This is a genomic window from Caballeronia sp. LZ019 (assembly GCF_031450825.1).
In the GTDB taxonomy this organism is placed as follows: domain Bacteria; phylum Pseudomonadota; class Gammaproteobacteria; order Burkholderiales; family Burkholderiaceae; genus Caballeronia.
This window is the reverse complement of the sequence record NZ_JARTVZ010000005.1, coordinates 2,703,384-2,719,706: the sequence shown is the minus strand read 5'-3', so window position 1 is coordinate 2,719,706 and position 16,323 is coordinate 2,703,384. Positions and strand designations below refer to the sequence as shown.

Sequence of the window (16,323 nt, the reverse complement as noted above, 5' to 3'; positions counted from 1 at the left end):
TCCATGCACGCAAGCCTTCGCCTCGCCCTCGCCGCGATTAAAAACCCAATGAACGCCATGGTCGGCGGGTCATCGGGAGAGCGTGTGCGCTAGCGAGAGAAAGCAAAAGCTGGCAAGTCGATTCCGAAGGCCCCGCCGAAAGACGGAGCCTTTTGCTTTATGCGTGCATCGCGTCCCGTCTTCGGCTCACATCATGGAGAGCAAGATGGGAGAGCTGTCGAAACTGCTGGAAAGGCGCGGGACGCGCGTCGTCGTGTATGTCGAGGTGGCCGCGCGTCGGACCGTGTCATGGCGTCTTCCGTGCGATGCGGAGTTGCGCATCGGGAGCGCGTCGGTGTGGCTCACGCGTCACCGCGATCCCTACGACTACTGGATGCAGCCGGGCGATGTCCTGCGTCTCGTGCGCGGCGAACGCATCTGGCTGTCGTCGGACTGCGATCACGCGATCGAAGTCTCCCTGACGTCGTATCGTGCGAACGACAAGCGTCCGGCGTGGACGCGCATCGTCGAGCGCTTCATGCCGCGCGCCGCGGACGTTGTTTGAAGCCGTGGCCCCTCAAGGCGCGACGCACCGAAAGCTCGCCGCGAGATTGACGCTGCCCCGGCCGACATAGCGCGGATAGCCGGGATAGCGGCAAATGGGCCGCGTGCGTCCGTTGGTGGCGGGCGCGATGTCGCTGCCGACGAGCGTTTCCGGCGCCACGCCGTTCGTCACCCAGTCGTCGAGCGCGCCGAGTTCGTCCCATGCGGGAACGAACACGCCGTTGCCGTGCTGAAAGCCCGGCACCATGTAGAGCCGCATGAACGAATCGACGGTGTCCTGGCCGTAACGCTCGACGAGCCCGCGATAGAACGCGATCGTCTGGTTCGGGCTGATGACTTCGTCGGCGAGGCCGTGCATCGCGACGAGCTTGCCGCCGTGCGCGATGAACGCGGAGAAGTCCGGGTTCATCGCACCGACGGTGTACGACAGCGTGACGAGCCGCTGCCGCCAGTTCGCAGGATTGTCGATATCGAACGACAGCGCGCTGAAGCCCGGATCGCGCGTGACGAAGTGGCGGATGTACGCGTCGCCCTGCGCGAAGAGATAGCCGTTGGCCGCGAAGGTCGGCGGCGCAACGAGCGTCGGCGAATCGCCGAGGCCGAGCGCGCCCGACAGATCGACGCCCTGGAACACGTTGTAGCCCGGATACTGATCGGCACCGTAGGCAAGCGCGTAAGGCATCGAGAGGCCGTCGCGCAGCAATTGCAGCGTGTCGAGTTGCGCGTCGGACAGGCAACTGTCGCGCAGCGACGGACGCTGCCCGTTCGCGCAACGCAGCGACGCGACGATCTGCGGCTCGAGCTTGCGGCACGCCTCCACGTTACCGACGATGCCATCCGCGAGGCCGTCGAGCCGGTCGCATTCGTGCACGACGGTTTCGAACACGCGCCGCTGCTGCGCGATCCCGACGAAACCGCCCGGTTTCGCATACGACGCCTGGCCGAGCTTCACGCCGAGCAGCCGCACGCCGGAGAAATTGATCGCGGGCGCGTTGGCGATCACGCCGTCGTAGTCGTTCGGAAAGCGCTCGATCACGGTGAAGCCTTCGCGCCCGCCCGTCGATCCGCCCGCGAAATAGGTCTTGTCCGGCGCGCGCCCGTAGCCCATCTGGATCAGCGCGAGCGCCACGTCGCGCGTTTTCTTGAGATGCGCAAAGCCGAAATTGACGATGGCCTCGTCGTTGACCGCGAAGTCCGCCCGCCCCGAATTGCCGACGTGTCCCGAATCGGAGCCGAAGGTCGCGTAACCGCGCGCGAGCGGCGTCGAGTCGGGCGCGAAGGGCATCGGCTGCGTGCCCGAGACGAGCACGCCGTTGTAGCCGCCGCCGCCCATCTGCAGCGCGCGGCCGTTCCAGCGGCTCGGTAGATTCACTTCGAAACGGATGTCGGGCGTGGTGTCCTGCAGCGCCCGGATGACGCCCGTGATGCGGCAATACTCGCCGTTGCGGTTGCCCGGCGCAGCCGCCTTCACGACCGATGCCGTCGCGATCAGCGCGCCGCGCGTCGGCAAGCCGATGATCGACGCGGGCACCGTTTTGCCGGCGAGGTCGTCGCAATGCTTCGTGACGTACGCGGCGGCGTGGGCGCTCGCGAGCGGCATCGTCGCGGCAATGGCCACGGAAAGCGCACGGCACGCCCGTGACAACCGGCGCGAGGCATCGGACGAAAAGAAGCGGCGTATGGGAAGCACGGGTTGGGAAGATACTTCGATGGCCGCTCAATATATAAGAAGCGATCGGCGATAGCCATTCGGGGCCGCCGTCCGGCGTTGCAGCGGCACAACCGGGCCGAAGCAGGAGCCATGCCTCACTCGCCGTCCCACTCGCCGCGAAGATCGCTGTCCTGCAGGAGTTGAAGCAGCGTTTCCGCGGGCCGGCTCAGATGCTTCGCCCCGAACGCGATGAACTCCACTTCGGGCAACTCCGGCAAGTCAGCGCGATTTAACGGCGGCGCAAGCCCCCGCCCCGCCAGAAAGTGCGAGCGCACCGTCAGCCCGAGGCCGCCGCGCGCCGCAGCGATACAGCCCGCGTGGCTGCTGCTCGTGCACACCATCTGCCAGCGCGCGCCGGCCATCGCGAGCGCATCGAGCACGACGGCGCGCGTGACGCTCGGCTCCGCGACGAGGATCAGCGGCAGCGGCAGGCTCGTATCGACGACGGCGCCCGGTTTCGCGAGCCATTCCAGACGCCCGCTGAAAAGCCGCGTGCCACGCGCATCGCCGAGTCTTCGCTTGCCGACCGCGAGGTCGAGTTCGCCCGAATCGACCAGTTGGTAAAGCCGTCCCGTCATACCGATGGTGATTTCCAGCTCCACGTCCGGATGCGTGTCGCGGAACGCGGCGAGCACGCTCGGCAGCGGCCCGAGCGCGAGGTCGTCGGAGGAGCCGAGGCGCACGCGCCCTCGCAGCTTGCGCGAGCTGAATTGCGATTCGGCGTGCGCCATCGCTTCGAGGATTACGCGGGCGTGGACGAGCATCGCTTCGCCGTCGGCGGTGAGCGCGAGGGAATGCGTGTCGCGCACGAGCAGCCGCCGGCCGACGCTTTCTTCCAGACGCCGGATGTGCTCGGACACGCTGGACTGCCGCAAGCCGAGCTGCCGGCCTGCGTCCGTGAAGCTGTGCGACGCGGCCACCGTCGCGAAGGTGTTCAGCCAGATCGGATTCAGCATGATGCATTGTTATCGGCGCAGCCGATTGCAGTCAATGCGGTTAGCGGGGTTCCCGATGGCGCGACCCGTCATTAAAATTTCACGATGTTGCCGACACTCATATCGGCGACGCGCTCATCACTCGATTCCCATGACCAGACAGTCTTCGCACACGGCGCTACTTTGGATCGTCGCCGTGGGCTTTTTCATGCAGGCGCTCGACACGACGATCGTCAATACGGCGCTGCCATCCATCGCGCGCGACCTGCATGCCGCGCCTCTCGCGATGCAGGCCATCGTCGTCGCCTACACGCTCACCATGGCGCTCTTCACGCCCGGCTCCGGCTGGCTCGCGGACCGTTTCGGCACGCGGCGCGTCTATTTCGTGTCGATCAGCCTGTTCGTCATCGGATCGCTGACCTGCGCGATGGCGCGTTCGCTCGATCAACTGGTGATCGCCCGCGTGCTGCAAGGCATCGGCGGATCGATGCTGCTGCCGATCGGCCGCCTCGCGATCCTGCGCGCCGTCAGCGGCGAAGCCTACGTCTCCGCGCTCGCGATGATTTCCGTCGCCGGCCAGGTCGGTCCCATTCTCGGCCCGACGCTCGGCGGCTGGTTCGTCGAGTCGTTCACATGGCACTGGATCTTCCTGATCAACGTGCCGATCGGCGCGGTCGGGCTGTATGCGGTGCAGCGCTTCTTGCCCGCCGACACGCTGCACGATGCCCCGCCCTTCGATTTCATCGGCTGCGGGTTGCTGTCGCTGTGCATGGTGTCGTTTTCGCTCGCGCTGGATTGCCCGGTGAAGACGCATCGCGGCGCGGTGTCGGCTGCGCTTTTCGCCATCGCCGTGGCGTCCGCGTTCGCCTATATCCCGTATGCGCGGCGTCGGGCCCATCCCCTCTTCAAGCTCGCGCTCTTTCGTGAGCCGAACTTCAGCGTGGGGCTCGTCGGCAATCTGCTGTGCCGCATCGGGTCGAGCGCCGTGCCGTTCCTGCTGCCGCTCATGATGCAGCTCGAACTCGGCTATAGCCCGCTGCACTCCGGCATGATGATGCTGCCCATCGCGGTCGCCGGCACGGTGTCGAAGCGCTGGATCGCGCGGCTCGTCGGACGTTACGGCTACGACAACTTCCTGCTGGTGAACACGGCGCTCGTCGGCGCGTCCATCGTCGCGTTCGCGGCGTTTTCACCGTCGCTGCCGCTCGCCGTCGAAATCGCGATCCTCGTGCTCTTCGGCGCGTGCAACTCGATGCAGTTCGCCGCGATGAACAGCGTCACGCTCAAAGGCTTGTCGCGCGAGGACGCGGGCAGCGGCAACAGCCTCTTCTCGATGGTGCAGATGCTCGCCATCGGCCTCGGCGTGTCTATCGGCGGATCGCTCGTGCAGGTGTTCGAGGGGCATTTCGGTTCGGCGTCGGCGGGCTTCAGGCTGAGCTTCCTCTGCATGGGCGTGGTCACGCTATTGTCGGGTGCGGTGTTCCGCCGGCTGGATGCACAGCCGCACACCGCTGCGCAGGCTTCGGCGGTGCGCTGACCGGCGGTGCGCTGATCGCCGGGCTTCGGCAGGCGCGCGGCATCGGCGCTATTCTGCCGGTTCGCCTCGCCCTTCCTCTTCCCTGGAGCGCAACCGTGCAATACCGCAAATTCGGCAGCACCGGCCTCACCGTATCGCGTCTTACCCTCGGCACGATGACCTTCGGCCTGCAAACGGACGAAGACGTCTCGCGCGCCATCATGGACCGCGCGGCCGATGCGGGCGTCAACTTCATCGACACCGCCGATGTCTATCCGCTCGGCGGCACGGAAGATATCGCCGGACGCACGGAGGAAATCGTCGGGCGCTGGCTTGCGGGCAAGCGCGACCGCTTCATCCTCGCGACGAAGGCCGTCGGCGTGATGGGGCCGCTCGCGTGGAACAAGGGCGCGTCGCGCAAGCATCTGCTGGACGCAATCGATGCCTCGCTCAGGCGGCTCAACACCGATTACGTCGATCTGTATCAGCTGCACATGGACGACCGCGACACGCCGCTCGACGAAACGCTCGAAGCGCTCGACGTGATCGTGCGGCACGGCAAGGCGCGGTATATCGGCGTGTCGAACTTTCTGGCGTACCGGCTCGCGCGGGCGCTAGGCCGTGCCGACGTGCTGCGCACCGCTCGCTTCGTGTCCGTTCAGCCGCGCTATAACCTGCTGTTCCGGCAGATCGAGCGTGAATTGCTGCCGCTCTCGAACGAGGAAGGGCTCGCGGTGATCCCGTACAACCCGCTCGCGGGCGGATTGCTGACGGGCAAGCATCGGCACGACGCCGCGCCTTCCGATGGCCGCTTCACCACGACGGTCGGCAAGGCGGGCGAGATGTATCAGGAACGTTACTGGCACGAGCGCGAGTTTCGCACCATCGAGAAGCTGAAGGAAGTCGTCGCGCCGACCGGACGCTCGCTTGCCAACACGTCCCTTGCCTGGGTGCTGGAGAATCCGGCGGTGACATCGGCGATCATCGGGGCGAGCCGTCCCGAGCAACTCGACGATACGCTCGGCGCCGTCGATCAGCCGCTCGATCCCGGCATCAAGGCGAAGCTCGACGATCTGACCGTTGAATACCGCTGGGGCGACGCGCAGCGTTGATGCATGCGCATCATGCTCGCGCCTGCCGCGCCCGATAGATGCCTTCGAGCGAATACACCGCGAGCGCGGCCCAGATCGCGCCATAGCCGATCAGCTGATCGTGGCCGAACGCCTCGCGATACAGCACCACGCCGATCAGCAATTGCAGCGACGGCGTGATGTACTGAATGAGTCCGAGCATCGAAAGCGGAATGCGGCGCGCGCCGGCGGCGAACAGCAGCAGCGGCACGGCGGTCACCGGTCCCGCCGCGGCGAGCAGCAGTTTGACGCCGGCGGACGCATGCGCGAAGCCGCTGCCGCCGTGCGAACTCAGCACGAAGAGATACAGCAGCGCGATCGGGCACAGCAACATGGTTTCGAGCGTGAGCCCTTCCAGCGCGCCGAGCGTGGCGGTCTTGCGCAAGAGACCGTAGCCGCCGAACGTGAGCGCGAGCGCGATGCTGATCCACGGAGGCGCGCCGTTCACCCACGTCAGCCACGCGACGCCGAGCGCCGCGACGATCACGGCGACCCACTGCATCGGCCTCAGGCGCTCGTGCAGGAACGCCATGCCGAACAGCACGTTGACGAGCGGATTGATGAAGTAGCCGAGACTCGCCTCGACGATGCGCCCGTCGTTGACCGCCCAGATATAGATGCCCCAGTTCGCCGATAGCAGCACCGCACTCGCCGCGAAGCGCGCGAGCAGGCGCCTGTCGCGCAGCACGGGACCGAGCCATTGCCACTGACGGCGCACCGTCAGCACGACGAGCAGAAAGGCCATCGACCACGCCATGCGGTGCGCGAGCATCTCGACCGCGCCGATCTCGTGCAGCGCCTTGAAGTAAATCGGAAAGAGGCCCCAGATGGCAAAGGCCGCGAATGCATAGACGACGCCTGGATTCATTGTTCGATGCGTGAAGCAGTGAGGCTGCAGAGCCGGCCGGAAGGCATCTGCAAGGAATGGAAGCAGGATTTTAGTTGACGCGCAGGCGATTCCCGTCATTGGCGCGAGGCCGGGCGAGATTCGTGCTCGAAGGCCCGTGCTAGCATGGCCTCGCTAAATTACCTGTCGTCTTCCCTAATGAACAACAATCAGTCCGTCCATACGCGGTTTTTTCACATCCTGCTGTTCGTCGTCTCGCTCGCGCTCGGCTGGGTGTTGCTGCCGTTCTTCGGCGCGATCTTCTGGGGCGCGATACTCGCCCTGCTCTTTCAGCCGATGCAGCGCTGGCTCACCGTCCGCTTCGGTAAGCGCCGCAATCTTGCCGCGCTGACGACGCTCGCCGCCGCGATCCTCATCGTGATCATTCCGGTGTCGGTGGTGGCGGTGACGCTCGTGCAGGAAGTCGCGCTCGTCTATACGCGCATCAAGAGCGGCGATCTCAACTTCGGCCTGTACTTCCAGCATGTGCTGCACGCATTGCCCATGTCCGCGCAGCAAATGCTCGGGCGATACGGCCTCGACGACATCCCCGGCATTCAGCGCAAGCTGATGGAAGGCGCATCGCAGATCAGTCAGTTCGCTGCGGCGCAGGCGCTGTCCATCGGTCAGAACACGTTCCAGTTCGTCGTGAGCTTCGGCGTGATGCTTTACCTCGTGTTCTTCCTGCTGCGCGATGGCGGCGAGATCGGCCGGCGCATCCGTCGCGCGATTCCGCTCGATCCCGCGCCGAAGCAGCATCTGATCGCGAAGTTCACCACCGTCGTGCGCGCGACGGTCAAAGGCAATATCGCGGTCGCGGCCGTGCAGGGCTTTCTCGGCGGCATGATCTTCTGGATTCTCGGCATCAACGGCTCGTTGCTGTGGGGCGTGCTGATGGCGTTTCTATCGCTGTTGCCCGCCGTGGGCGCGGCGCTCGTCTGGGTGCCCGCCGCCCTGTATTTCTTCATGACGGGCGAAATATGGCGCGGCGTCGTGCTGGTCGTGTTCTGCGTCGTGGTGATCGGGCTCGTCGATAACGTGTTGCGGCCGATTCTCGTCGGCAAGGACACGAAGATGCCGGACTGGGTTGTGCTCATTTCGACGCTCGGCGGCATGGCCCTCTTCGGCATCAACGGTTTCGTGATCGGGCCGCTCGTCGCCGCGCTTTTCATGGCGAGCTGGGACATCTTCTCGCAGGATGAGGAAGGCAAGAGCCTATGAGAAAACGGCTCCGCGAAGGAGCCGTTTCTTCATGCAGCGAACAACCGCGTCAGCGCGTATGCGGCGCGGTGTAACGACACTCGAAGCGCTTTCGCACCGTCCCGTTTTCATCGACGCTTTCCAGATAGACATCGAACTGCCATAAGCGCGCCATGTGCTTGAGCACCTCGTCGCTGTCGTTCGACAGATGGCGGTTGTCGGTCATGAAGTGACGCAGCGTGAGACTCCGATCGCCGCGCGTGTTGACCGAATACACTTGAATGTTCGGCTCCCGGTGATGAATGTCGTACTGCCGCGATAACGCCTGCCGCACATAGCGATAGCCGCTTTCATCGTGAATGGCGGATACTTCGAGCGCGTCGCGCATGTCGTCGTCGAGGATCGAGAAGAGACGCATCTCGCGAATGAGATGCGGCGACAGATACTGCGCGATGAAGCTCTCATCCTTGAAATTGCGCATCGCGTAGTGCAGCGATTCAAGCCAGTCGCTGCCCGCGAGCTCGGGGAACCACTCGCGGTCCTCGTCCGTCGGGCTCTCGCAGATGCGGCGAATGTCGCTCATCATCGAAAAGCCAAGCGCATAGGGATTGATGCCGCTGTAATACGGCTTCGTGACCGGCGGCTGATACACCACGTTGCTGTGCGAATGCAGGAACTCCATCATGAAGCCGTCTTCGAGCCGGCCTTCGTTATAGAGCGTGTTCAGAAGCGTGTAGTGCCAGAACGTCGCCCAGCCTTCGTTCATCACCTGCGTCTGACGCTGCGGATAAAAATACTGCCCGACCTTGCGCACGATGCGAATGACTTCGCGCTCCCAGGGCTCGAGCAGCGGCGCGTTCTTCTCCGCGAAGTAGAGCAGGTTCTCCTGCGGTTCAGGCGGGTAGCGGCTTTCCGTTTCCTCGGCGGACGGCGCTTTCTTGTTCGGCAGCGTGCGCCACAGTTCATTGACCTGCGATTGCAGATAGGCCTCGCGCTCGCGCCGCATCGCCGCTTCCTTCGCGAGCGAGAGCTTCTGCGGGCGCTTGTACCGGTTGACGCCATAGTTCATGAGCGCGTGACACGAGTCGAGCAATTCCTCGACGCGATCCAGCCCGTAACGCTCCTCGCACTCCGCGATGTAGTTCTTCGCATAGACGAGGTAATCGATGATCGCGTGCGCATCCGTCCACAGCTTGAACAGATAGTTGCCCTTGAAGAACGAGTTATGCCCGTAAGCGGCATGGGCGATGACGAGCGCCTGCATCGTCATCGTGTTCTCTTCCATCAGATACGCGATGCAGGGATTCGAATTGATGACGATCTCGTACGCGAGGCCCATCTGCCCGCGCCGATAGCTTTTCTCGGTGGAGAGAAAGTGCTTGCCGAACGACCAGTGCCGATAGTTCACCGGCATGCCGACGGACGCATACGCATCCATCATCTGCTCGGCGCTGATGATCTCGAGCTGAATGGGATACACATCGAGCCCGTAGCGATTCGCGACGCGCGAAATCTCGGCGTCGTACTCCTCGATCAGTTCGACGCTCCAGTCCGACGGGCACGGCAGAGGCCGCTTGTCTGCAACGTTCATCCTGCCTTCCTTGTGCGTCTTTTCGGACGCATTGCGTTGCCCCGCTTCCGGTCCGAGCTTCGAAGGGGCACGATCGTCCGCGCCGTCCAGATGATAACCACGCGCTTCGTTGTTCGAATGCCTGCTCGTCATGCGGCCGCCTGTTGTTTTTCGAAGAGTTCGCGGAACACCGGATAGATATCCGAGGCCGAGTTGACTTTCTTCATCGCCAGTTCGGGTGCGCCGGCTGCCAGTTGAGCATACTCCAACCAGAGATTCTGCTCCTCTGGCGCCACCTGGATATAGGCAAAATACCGGACCTTCGGGAGGATGTCTTCCGCCAGCAGCTTGCGGCACTTCGGGGAATCATCGGTCCAGTTGTCGCCGTCGGAAGCCTGTGCGCCGTAAATGTTCCATTCAGTCGGCGAATAACGCTCGTCCATGATCTTCTTCATCAGCTCGAGCGCGCTCGACACCACCGTGCCGCCGCTTTCGGTCGAATGGAAGAAGGTGTCCTCATCGACCTCTTCGGCGCGCGTGTGGTGACGGATGAAGACGACTTCGATCTTCTCGTAGTTGCGCTGCAGGAACAGGTACAGCAGGATGAAAAAGCGCTTCGACAGGTCCTTGCGCTGCTCGTCCATCGAACCGGATACGTCCATCAGGCAGAACATCACGGCCTTGCTCGATGGCGTCGGCTGCTTCACGCGGTTGATATAACGCAGATCGAACGGATCGATGAACGGAATGCGCGTGATCCGCCCCTGCAACACGACGATCTCTGCTTCGAGCCGCGCGATCTCTTCGGCATCGCCGTCCTCGGCCTTGAGCTGCTCGAGCTGGCGTTCCATCTCGCGCAATTGCGACGCGAGCGGCCAGCCGAGCGCGATGCGCCGTCCGAGCGCGGAGCGCAGCGATCGCACGACATCGATGTTGTTGGGCGTGCCTTCGGCGGCCCAGCCTGCGCGCACGTTCTTCCACGTGGGCACGGCGAGCAGTTGCGTCTTGACGAGGCGCGGCAGTTCGAGATCGTCGAAGAAGTACTGCATGAACTCTTCGCGCGACAACTCGAAGACGAAATCGTCCTGGCCTTCGCCCTCGTTGCTTGCACTCTTGCCGCCGCCGCCCGCGCCGCCCGGCGGACGAGGAATCTTGTCGCCGCGTATGTAATCGGCGTTGCCCGGATGCACGTATTCCCGCTTGCCGCCCGGCCCATGCCTGAACGACGGCTCCGCGATATCCTTTTTCGGAATCGTGATGCTCTGCGTGCTTTGAATGTCCTTGATGCTGCGATCGCGCACCGCGTCGGAAACCGCGCGGCGAATGTAATTCTTGACGCGTCGCAGGAAGCGCTCGCGGTTCGCGATGCTCTTGTTCTTGCCGGCTAACCTGCGGTCGATGATTTGGTGCAGCACATCCAGTCTCCCGCGTAATTGGCGAGGTGCGAGGCGCTGCCCGAGCCCTTGGCGCACCGAGCGGCCCGCCAGCGTCTCTCACTCGCAACGTGCCCGCCTTGCCGCCCGGTTCAGCCAACTGAAACGGGCGGCGCGGGCCTGAGCTACGACAACCTTTCCTGCCCCATCACTTACGACGACTTGCGCACCCGCAGATACCAGTCGCACAACAGACGCACCTGCTTCGGCGTATAGCCCTTCGCGACCATGCGATTGACGAAGTCCTCGTGCTTCCTCTGCTCTTCCGCCGATCCCTTCGCGTTGAACGAGATGACCGGCAGCAGTTCTTCCGTGTTGGAGAACATCTTCTTCTCGATCACGACGCGCAGCTTCTCGTAGCTGATCCACGCCGGGTTCTTGCCGCCGTTGGCCGCACGCGCGCGCAACACGAAGTTCACGATCTCATTGCGGAAGTCCTTCGGGTTGCTGATGCCCGCGGGCTTCTCGATCTTCTCCAGCTCCGCATTGAGCGCGGCGCGGTCGAAGCTCTCGCCGGTGTCGTGATCGCGGAACTCCTGATCCTGAATCCAGAAGTCCGCATACGTCACGTAGCGATCGAAGATGTTTTGTCCATACTCGGAATATGACTCCAGATACGCGGTCTGAATCTCCTTGCCGATGAATTCCGCATAGCGCGAAGCCAGCACGTCCTTGATGAAGGACAGATACTTCTGCTCGGTTTCGGGCGGGAACTGCTCGCGTTCGATCTGTTGTTCGAGCACGTACATCAGATGCACGGGATTGGCCGCGACTTCGGTCGAATCGAAGTTGAAGACGCGCGAGAGAATCTTGAATGCAAAGCGCGTGGAGACGCCCGTCATGCCTTCATCGACACCCGCGAAATCGCGGTACTCCTGATACGACTTCGCCTTCGGGTCCGTGTCTTTCAGGTTCTCGCCGTCATAGACCTGCATCTTCGAAAAGAGACTCGAATTCTCGGGCTCGTGCAGGCGCGTGAGGACGGCCATCTGCGCCATCATCTTGAGCGTGCCCGGCGCGCAGACCGCATCCGCGAGCGACGAGTTGCGCAGCAGCTTCTCGTAGATCTTGACCTCTTCGCCGTAGCGCAGGCAGTACGGCACCTTCACCACGAAGATGCGATCGAGCAGTGCCTCGTTGTTCTTGTTATTGCGGAACGCCTTCCATTCCGACTCGTTCGAGTGCGCGAGGATGATGCCGTCGAACGGAATGGCGCCGAAGCCTTCCGTGCCCTTGAAGTTGCCTTCCTGCGTCGCGGTCAAGAGCGGATGCAGCACCTTGATCGGCGCCTTGAACATTTCAACGAATTCGAGCAGGCCCTGATTGGCGAGGCACAGGCCGCCGGAATAGCTGTACGCATCGGCGTCGTCCTGCGAATACGTTTCGAGCTTGCGGATGTCCACCTTGCCGACGAGCGAGGAGATGTCCTGATTGTTCTCGTCGCCCGGCTCCGTCTTCGCAATACCGATTTGCCGCAGGATCGACGGATAGCGGCGCACCACGCGGAACTTGCGGATGTCGCCGTTGTACTCGTGCAGGCGCTTGACCGCCCACGGCGAAAGAATGCTCTTGAGATAGCGGCGTGGAATGCCGTACTGCTCTTCGAGCACGGGGCCGTCTTCGTCGTAATCGAAGAGGCCGAGCGGCGATTCGTTGACGGGCGAGCCCTTCAGCGAGTAGAACGGCACGCGCTCCATGAGTTGCTTCAGACGTTCGGCGATCGACGACTTGCCGCCGCCCACCGGACCCAGCAGATACAGGATCTGCTTCTTCTCTTCGAGACCCTGCGCCGCGTGCCGGAAATACGACACCACGTTCTCGATCACCTCTTCCATTCCGTAGAACTCGCGGAACGCCGGATACACCTTGATGACCTTGTTTGCAAACACACGCGACAGGCGCGGATCGAGACGCGTGTCGACCATTTCGGGTTCACCGATGGCCGTCAGCATGCGTTCGCCGGCTGTTGCGTATGTGGCAGGATCTTCCTTGCAGAGCGCGAGATACTCTTCCAGCGAGAACTCTTCCTCGCGCGTTTTTTCGAAGCGGGTCGCGAAACTGCTGTAGATATCCATGCTACCTCCTCGCCGAAGTCAGAAAGCCTTGGTCGTCCCGACGCGCGTTATCGAAACGACATCGCTTGAAATCATCCTAAACCCTTTCGAATTTTTTTTCACGCACTAGCTAATATGATTTGCTTCGAAGCTCCTTCGAACAATCACTAGCTTGGTGAGTTATTTTCGTTCACCTACAATCCTCAGTCCCGATGTCAGCATCGCCGTGTTCGCTGCATCGCGCTTTCGTTGCATCCGCACAGCCTCGTTCCGCCAAAGTGGTGGCGTGGCGCGAACGCATCGCTCATGCGTTTTTCCTGTTGCGCGCAAATGACATCGATCATGTCAGGACGAGTTCGAGCTCGCCGATGCGATCGATCGCGCCATGCACCATCGACGGTCCTTCCACGCGATACGCGCCCGTATAGGAACCGGTGGTGATGGTCCAGAAAGGCTCGACGGTCAAACCCATGCGGGAACAATGGTTGACGAGCCAGGGCAGCAACTCGCGAGGATCGCCCGCGGGATTGCCTAGCGTAGCCGGAGCAATTGCCACGCCATCGAGTGTGAGTTCGAGCCGTGGCGCGAGAAAATCGAAGCCGGGTGCGACCACGTCATAAGGCTCCATGCCGCTCGTGATGAGCGCGCCGTTGTTTTGCGCATCCGCGAGTTGCGCAAGCGGATCGAGATTGGGCCATTGCGCGAAACGGCTATCGACCACTTCGAGCGCGACTGCAATGCCGCCGATTGCCCCGAGCACTTCGGCGCGCGTATAGGCATCGGGTTTCGGGGGTAACGCACAGGCGAAGCGAAACGCGATCTCCAGTTCCACCAGAACGCGAAAGAAGCCGCTGCAAGGCAGGCGCGCGGGCGATACGTACACGCATTCGGCATCGATGGGCGCGCCGGTGGCGAGCGCATCGGGTGCGCGTGCGCCGATCTTCCACGCGCCGATGCGCGCTTTCGTGTCACGCAGGACTTCGTGCTGGATTGCGTAGGCGGTGTGCGCGTCGGGGGGAAGATCGCGCTCGTCGAGCGCGTCGATCAATTGATGCCGACGCCGCGCGGCAACGAGCTTCGCGGCGAGTGTCGATCCGGTCATGTTGCTATCCTCGTGTGAACGATGACGCACAGTGCAACAGTGTACGGGCTACCGGATCGATTTGCGTTTGCCCTTGCTGGCGTCGTGTAGCCCACGCGCCGCACGGCTGTTGAACGAATCGTGAACGGACGTTTGACAGCCCTCGCGCGCTCGGTGGCGATCTATATCGACACTTCGTTCCGATGCGGAATGGACGGCTGCGCGCCTTCCCGCGTCACGGCGAGCGCGGCGGCACGTTGACCGAACGCAATCGCATCGGCGACGGCGCTGCCTCGTGCGAGCTCGGCCGCGAATCCGCCGATGAAGGTATCGCCGGCGGCGGTGGTGTCGACGGCATCGACTTTCGGTGACGGCAAATGCCGGCCGTCGCCGTCGCCTTCGAGCAGCGCATACACGCCCTGCGCGCCCAGCGTCACGATGACGTTGCGCGCGCCCTTCCCCTTCAGCGCGTGCGCGGCGCGGCGGGCATCATCGGGCGTGGCGATGGCAGCGCCCGTCAGCGTGCCGGCTTCGAGTTCGTTCGGGATCAGGTAGTCGATGAGCGCAAACCAGTCGGCGGGCAACGCGCTCGCGGCGGGCGCGGGATTGAGAATCGTCGTGCGCCCGAGCCGTCGCCCTGCGGCGAGCGCCGCGCGCACGGTTTCCGCCGGCGTTTCGAGCTGGCAGACGATGACATCCGCCCGCGCCAGCATGTCTTCCTGCGCGACGATGCGCTCCGGCGTGACTTCGGCGTTGCTGCCCGCGACGATCACGATCGCATTCTGGCTCGCGTCATCGACGATGATGAGCGCGACGCCTGTCGGTGCGTGTTCGCTCGTGGCGAGCGCGGTGCAGTCGATGCCCTCCGCTTCGAGGCGGCCCTTGAGCGTCGCGCCGTTCGTATCGTTGCCGACGCAGCCGATCATCGCGACTTGCGCACCGAGGCGCGCCGCCGCGACGGCCTGATTGCCGCCCTTGCCGCCCGGCGCCTGCGCGTATGCGTGGCCCGCAAGCGTCTCGCCCGGCAACGGCAGGCGCGGCGCGCGCGCGACGAGATCCATGTTGAGGCTGCCGACCACGGTTACGCGGCCACGCGGGGCGCCGTTCGGCTGGGCTTTGTCGGTCATCGTGCTGAGTCCGTCGATCGAAGGGTTATTCCGCGCTCACCGCGAAAGTGCCGCCTCGCGGCGCGCGGCAGGCTTGCGGCGCGACCGTCGTCGATTCACGGCGCACGAGGCGCGGCGGCACGACGCGGCGGCGCGTCGGACCCGCCAGCTTACCCGTGATGCGCTCGATGAGGGTCTGCGCGGCCATTTCGCCGAGCGAGCGCACCGACTGCCCGACCGTCGACAGCGCGGGATAGGTGTAGCGCGACAGTTCGACATCGTCGAAACCGATGATCGAGCAATCGTCCGGCACGTTTATGCCGCGTTCCGCCGCCGCCCGCAGCGCGCCGATGCCCATCATGTCGTTGCACGCGAAGATCGCGGTCGGCTTCATCGAATCGAAAAGTTGCGAGGCCGCCGCGTAGCCGCCCGTCGCCGAGAAGTCGCTCTGAACGATCGCGTCCTTGCCGATCTCGACGCCGCGCTCCGCCATCGCGCGGATGAAACCGTGCAGGCGCATTGCGCTCACCGCCGTTCCCGCCGGTCCCGTGATGCAGCCGATATCCGAATGGCCGAGCTGCAGCAGATGCCTCGTCGCGCAGTACGCGCCCTTCTCATGGTCGATCTGCACGAGATCGGCCGAGATGCCCTCGATGTTTCTGTCGACGATCAGAAGCGGCTCGCGGGCGTTGGCGAGGCATTGCGCGAGCACCGCATCCTCGCCCGCCGATGCGATCACCAGCCCGTCGATGCGTTTCTCCTGCAGCACGCGCAGATAGTTGCGCTGTTTGGCGGGATCGTCGTCCGAGTTGCAGAAGAACACGCAGTAGCCGTTCTTCGCGCAGCCGTCCTCGACGCCGCGCGCCAGTTCCGCGAAGTACGGATTCGTCGCGTTCGGCACGAGCAGGCCGATGGTCGCCGTCGAACGCGCCTTCAGAGAACGCGCAACCGCCGACGGCACGTAGTCGAGCTCGCGGATCGCCCGCTCGACCTTCGCCCGCACGTCGGCGGACACCGGCCTCGAATTGTTCACTACGTGGGACACCGTCGTAAACGACACCCCGGCAATGGCTGCCACGTCTTTGATCGTCGCCATACATCGTCCTTCGCTTTTCTGGTCCAACTGCCTTATCGACCGGATGCGTTCCGCGCGCACGA

Annotated in this window: 13 protein-coding genes; 4 read left to right on the top strand and 9 right to left on the bottom strand. The window is 63.7% G+C overall.

Annotation, left to right across the window (positions count from 1 at the left end; translation table 11 throughout):
• Positions 1 to 205 precede the first annotated feature (205 nt).
• On the top strand, positions 206 to 544 hold the full coding sequence (locus P9255_RS26215; protein WP_309764841.1) for a DUF2917 domain-containing protein: 339 nt from the start codon (positions 206 to 208) through the stop codon (positions 542 to 544).
• Positions 545 to 556: 12 nt separating this feature from the next.
• Here P9255_RS26215 and P9255_RS26210 read toward each other — a convergent pair whose 3' ends face one another.
• Positions 557 to 2,143, bottom strand: coding sequence for a tannase/feruloyl esterase family alpha/beta hydrolase (locus P9255_RS26210; RefSeq protein ID WP_309765461.1), 1,587 nt, complete (start codon positions 2,141 to 2,143; stop codon positions 557 to 559).
• Between the two features lie 206 nt (positions 2,144 to 2,349).
• A complete protein-coding gene (locus P9255_RS26205) occupies positions 2,350 to 3,210 on the bottom strand; it encodes a LysR family transcriptional regulator (RefSeq protein ID WP_309764842.1) in 861 nt (286 codons plus the stop codon).
• 55 nt (positions 3,211 to 3,265) lie between these two features.
• Here P9255_RS26205 and P9255_RS26200 point away from each other — a divergent pair, with 55 nt between their 5' ends.
• A complete protein-coding gene (locus P9255_RS26200) occupies positions 3,266 to 4,726 on the top strand; it encodes a DHA2 family efflux MFS transporter permease subunit (protein WP_309764843.1) in 1,461 nt (486 codons plus the stop codon).
• Between the two features lie 95 nt (positions 4,727 to 4,821).
• Positions 4,822 to 5,817, top strand: a complete 996-nt coding sequence (locus P9255_RS26195) for an aldo/keto reductase (RefSeq protein ID WP_309764844.1) — start codon at positions 4,822 to 4,824, stop codon at positions 5,815 to 5,817.
• A gap of 10 nt (positions 5,818 to 5,827) precedes the next feature.
• Here the strand turns inward: P9255_RS26195 and rarD are convergent, their stop codons facing one another.
• Entirely contained in the window at positions 5,828 to 6,703 is an 876-nt protein-coding gene (rarD, locus tag P9255_RS26190; protein WP_309764845.1) for an EamA family transporter RarD, read from the bottom strand.
• A 144-nt stretch (positions 6,704 to 6,847) separates the two neighbouring features.
• Between rarD and P9255_RS26185 the strand changes: the two genes are divergently transcribed.
• The gene (locus P9255_RS26185) at positions 6,848 to 7,942 is read left to right on the top strand and encodes an AI-2E family transporter (RefSeq protein WP_404980425.1); all 1,095 of its coding nucleotides are present in this window, start codon (positions 6,848 to 6,850) and stop codon (positions 7,940 to 7,942) included.
• A gap of 49 nt (positions 7,943 to 7,991) precedes the next feature.
• Here P9255_RS26185 and P9255_RS26180 read toward each other — a convergent pair whose 3' ends face one another.
• The 6 genes from P9255_RS26180 to P9255_RS26155 form a co-directional block, all read right to left on the bottom strand.
• Positions 7,992 to 9,644, bottom strand: a complete 1,653-nt coding sequence (locus P9255_RS26180; protein WP_309790671.1) for a SpoVR family protein — start codon at positions 9,642 to 9,644, stop codon at positions 7,992 to 7,994.
• Entirely contained in the window at positions 9,641 to 10,906 is a 1,266-nt protein-coding gene (locus P9255_RS26175; protein WP_309790670.1) for a YeaH/YhbH family protein, read from the bottom strand. Before P9255_RS26175 ends, P9255_RS26180 begins: the two co-directional genes overlap by 4 nt.
• A gap of 170 nt (positions 10,907 to 11,076) precedes the next feature.
• Entirely contained in the window at positions 11,077 to 12,999 is a 1,923-nt protein-coding gene (locus P9255_RS26170) for a PrkA family serine protein kinase (RefSeq protein WP_040048479.1), read from the bottom strand.
• A gap of 319 nt (positions 13,000 to 13,318) precedes the next feature.
• Complete coding sequence (locus P9255_RS26165; protein WP_309764848.1) at positions 13,319 to 14,080, bottom strand: hydratase; 762 nt, start codon at positions 14,078 to 14,080, stop codon at positions 13,319 to 13,321.
• A gap of 161 nt (positions 14,081 to 14,241) precedes the next feature.
• Positions 14,242 to 15,186 carry a ribokinase gene (gene rbsK, locus P9255_RS26160; RefSeq protein WP_309764849.1) on the bottom strand — a complete coding sequence of 315 codons (945 nt, stop codon included), beginning with the start codon at positions 15,184 to 15,186 and terminating at the stop codon, positions 14,242 to 14,244.
• A 25-nt stretch (positions 15,187 to 15,211) separates the two neighbouring features.
• A complete protein-coding gene (locus P9255_RS26155) occupies positions 15,212 to 16,261 on the bottom strand; it encodes a LacI family DNA-binding transcriptional regulator (protein WP_309764850.1) in 1,050 nt (349 codons plus the stop codon).
• Positions 16,262 to 16,323 lie beyond the last annotated feature (62 nt).

What these genes read in the sequence shown, in the direction of transcription:
- P9255_RS26215 (WP_309764841.1), top strand. Translation starts at nt 206, where the DNA reads ATGGGAGAGCTGTCGAAACTGCTGGAAAGGCGCGGGACGCGCGTCGTC.
- P9255_RS26210 (WP_309765461.1), bottom strand. Translation starts at nt 2,143, where the DNA reads ATGCCGCTCGCGAGCGCCCACGCCGCCGCGTACGTCACGAAGCATTGC.
- P9255_RS26205 (WP_309764842.1), bottom strand. Translation starts at nt 3,210, where the DNA reads ATGCTGAATCCGATCTGGCTGAACACCTTCGCGACGGTGGCCGCGTCG.
- P9255_RS26200 (WP_309764843.1), top strand. Translation starts at nt 3,266, where the DNA reads ATGGCGCGACCCGTCATTAAAATTTCACGATGTTGCCGACACTCATAT.
- rarD (WP_309764845.1), bottom strand. Translation starts at nt 6,703, where the DNA reads ATGAATCCAGGCGTCGTCTATGCATTCGCGGCCTTTGCCATCTGGGGC.
- P9255_RS26185 (WP_404980425.1), top strand. Translation starts at nt 6,848, where the DNA reads ATGGCCTCGCTAAATTACCTGTCGTCTTCCCTAATGAACAACAATCAG.
- P9255_RS26180 (WP_309790671.1), bottom strand. Translation starts at nt 9,644, where the DNA reads ATGACGAGCAGGCATTCGAACAACGAAGCGCGTGGTTATCATCTGGAC.
- P9255_RS26170 (WP_040048479.1), bottom strand. Translation starts at nt 12,999, where the DNA reads ATGGATATCTACAGCAGTTTCGCGACCCGCTTCGAAAAAACGCGCGAG.
- P9255_RS26165 (WP_309764848.1), bottom strand. Translation starts at nt 14,080, where the DNA reads ATGACCGGATCGACACTCGCCGCGAAGCTCGTTGCCGCGCGGCGTCGG.
- rbsK (WP_309764849.1), bottom strand. Translation starts at nt 15,186, where the DNA reads ATGACCGACAAAGCCCAGCCGAACGGCGCCCCGCGTGGCCGCGTAACC.
- P9255_RS26155 (WP_309764850.1), bottom strand. Translation starts at nt 16,261, where the DNA reads ATGGCGACGATCAAAGACGTGGCAGCCATTGCCGGGGTGTCGTTTACG.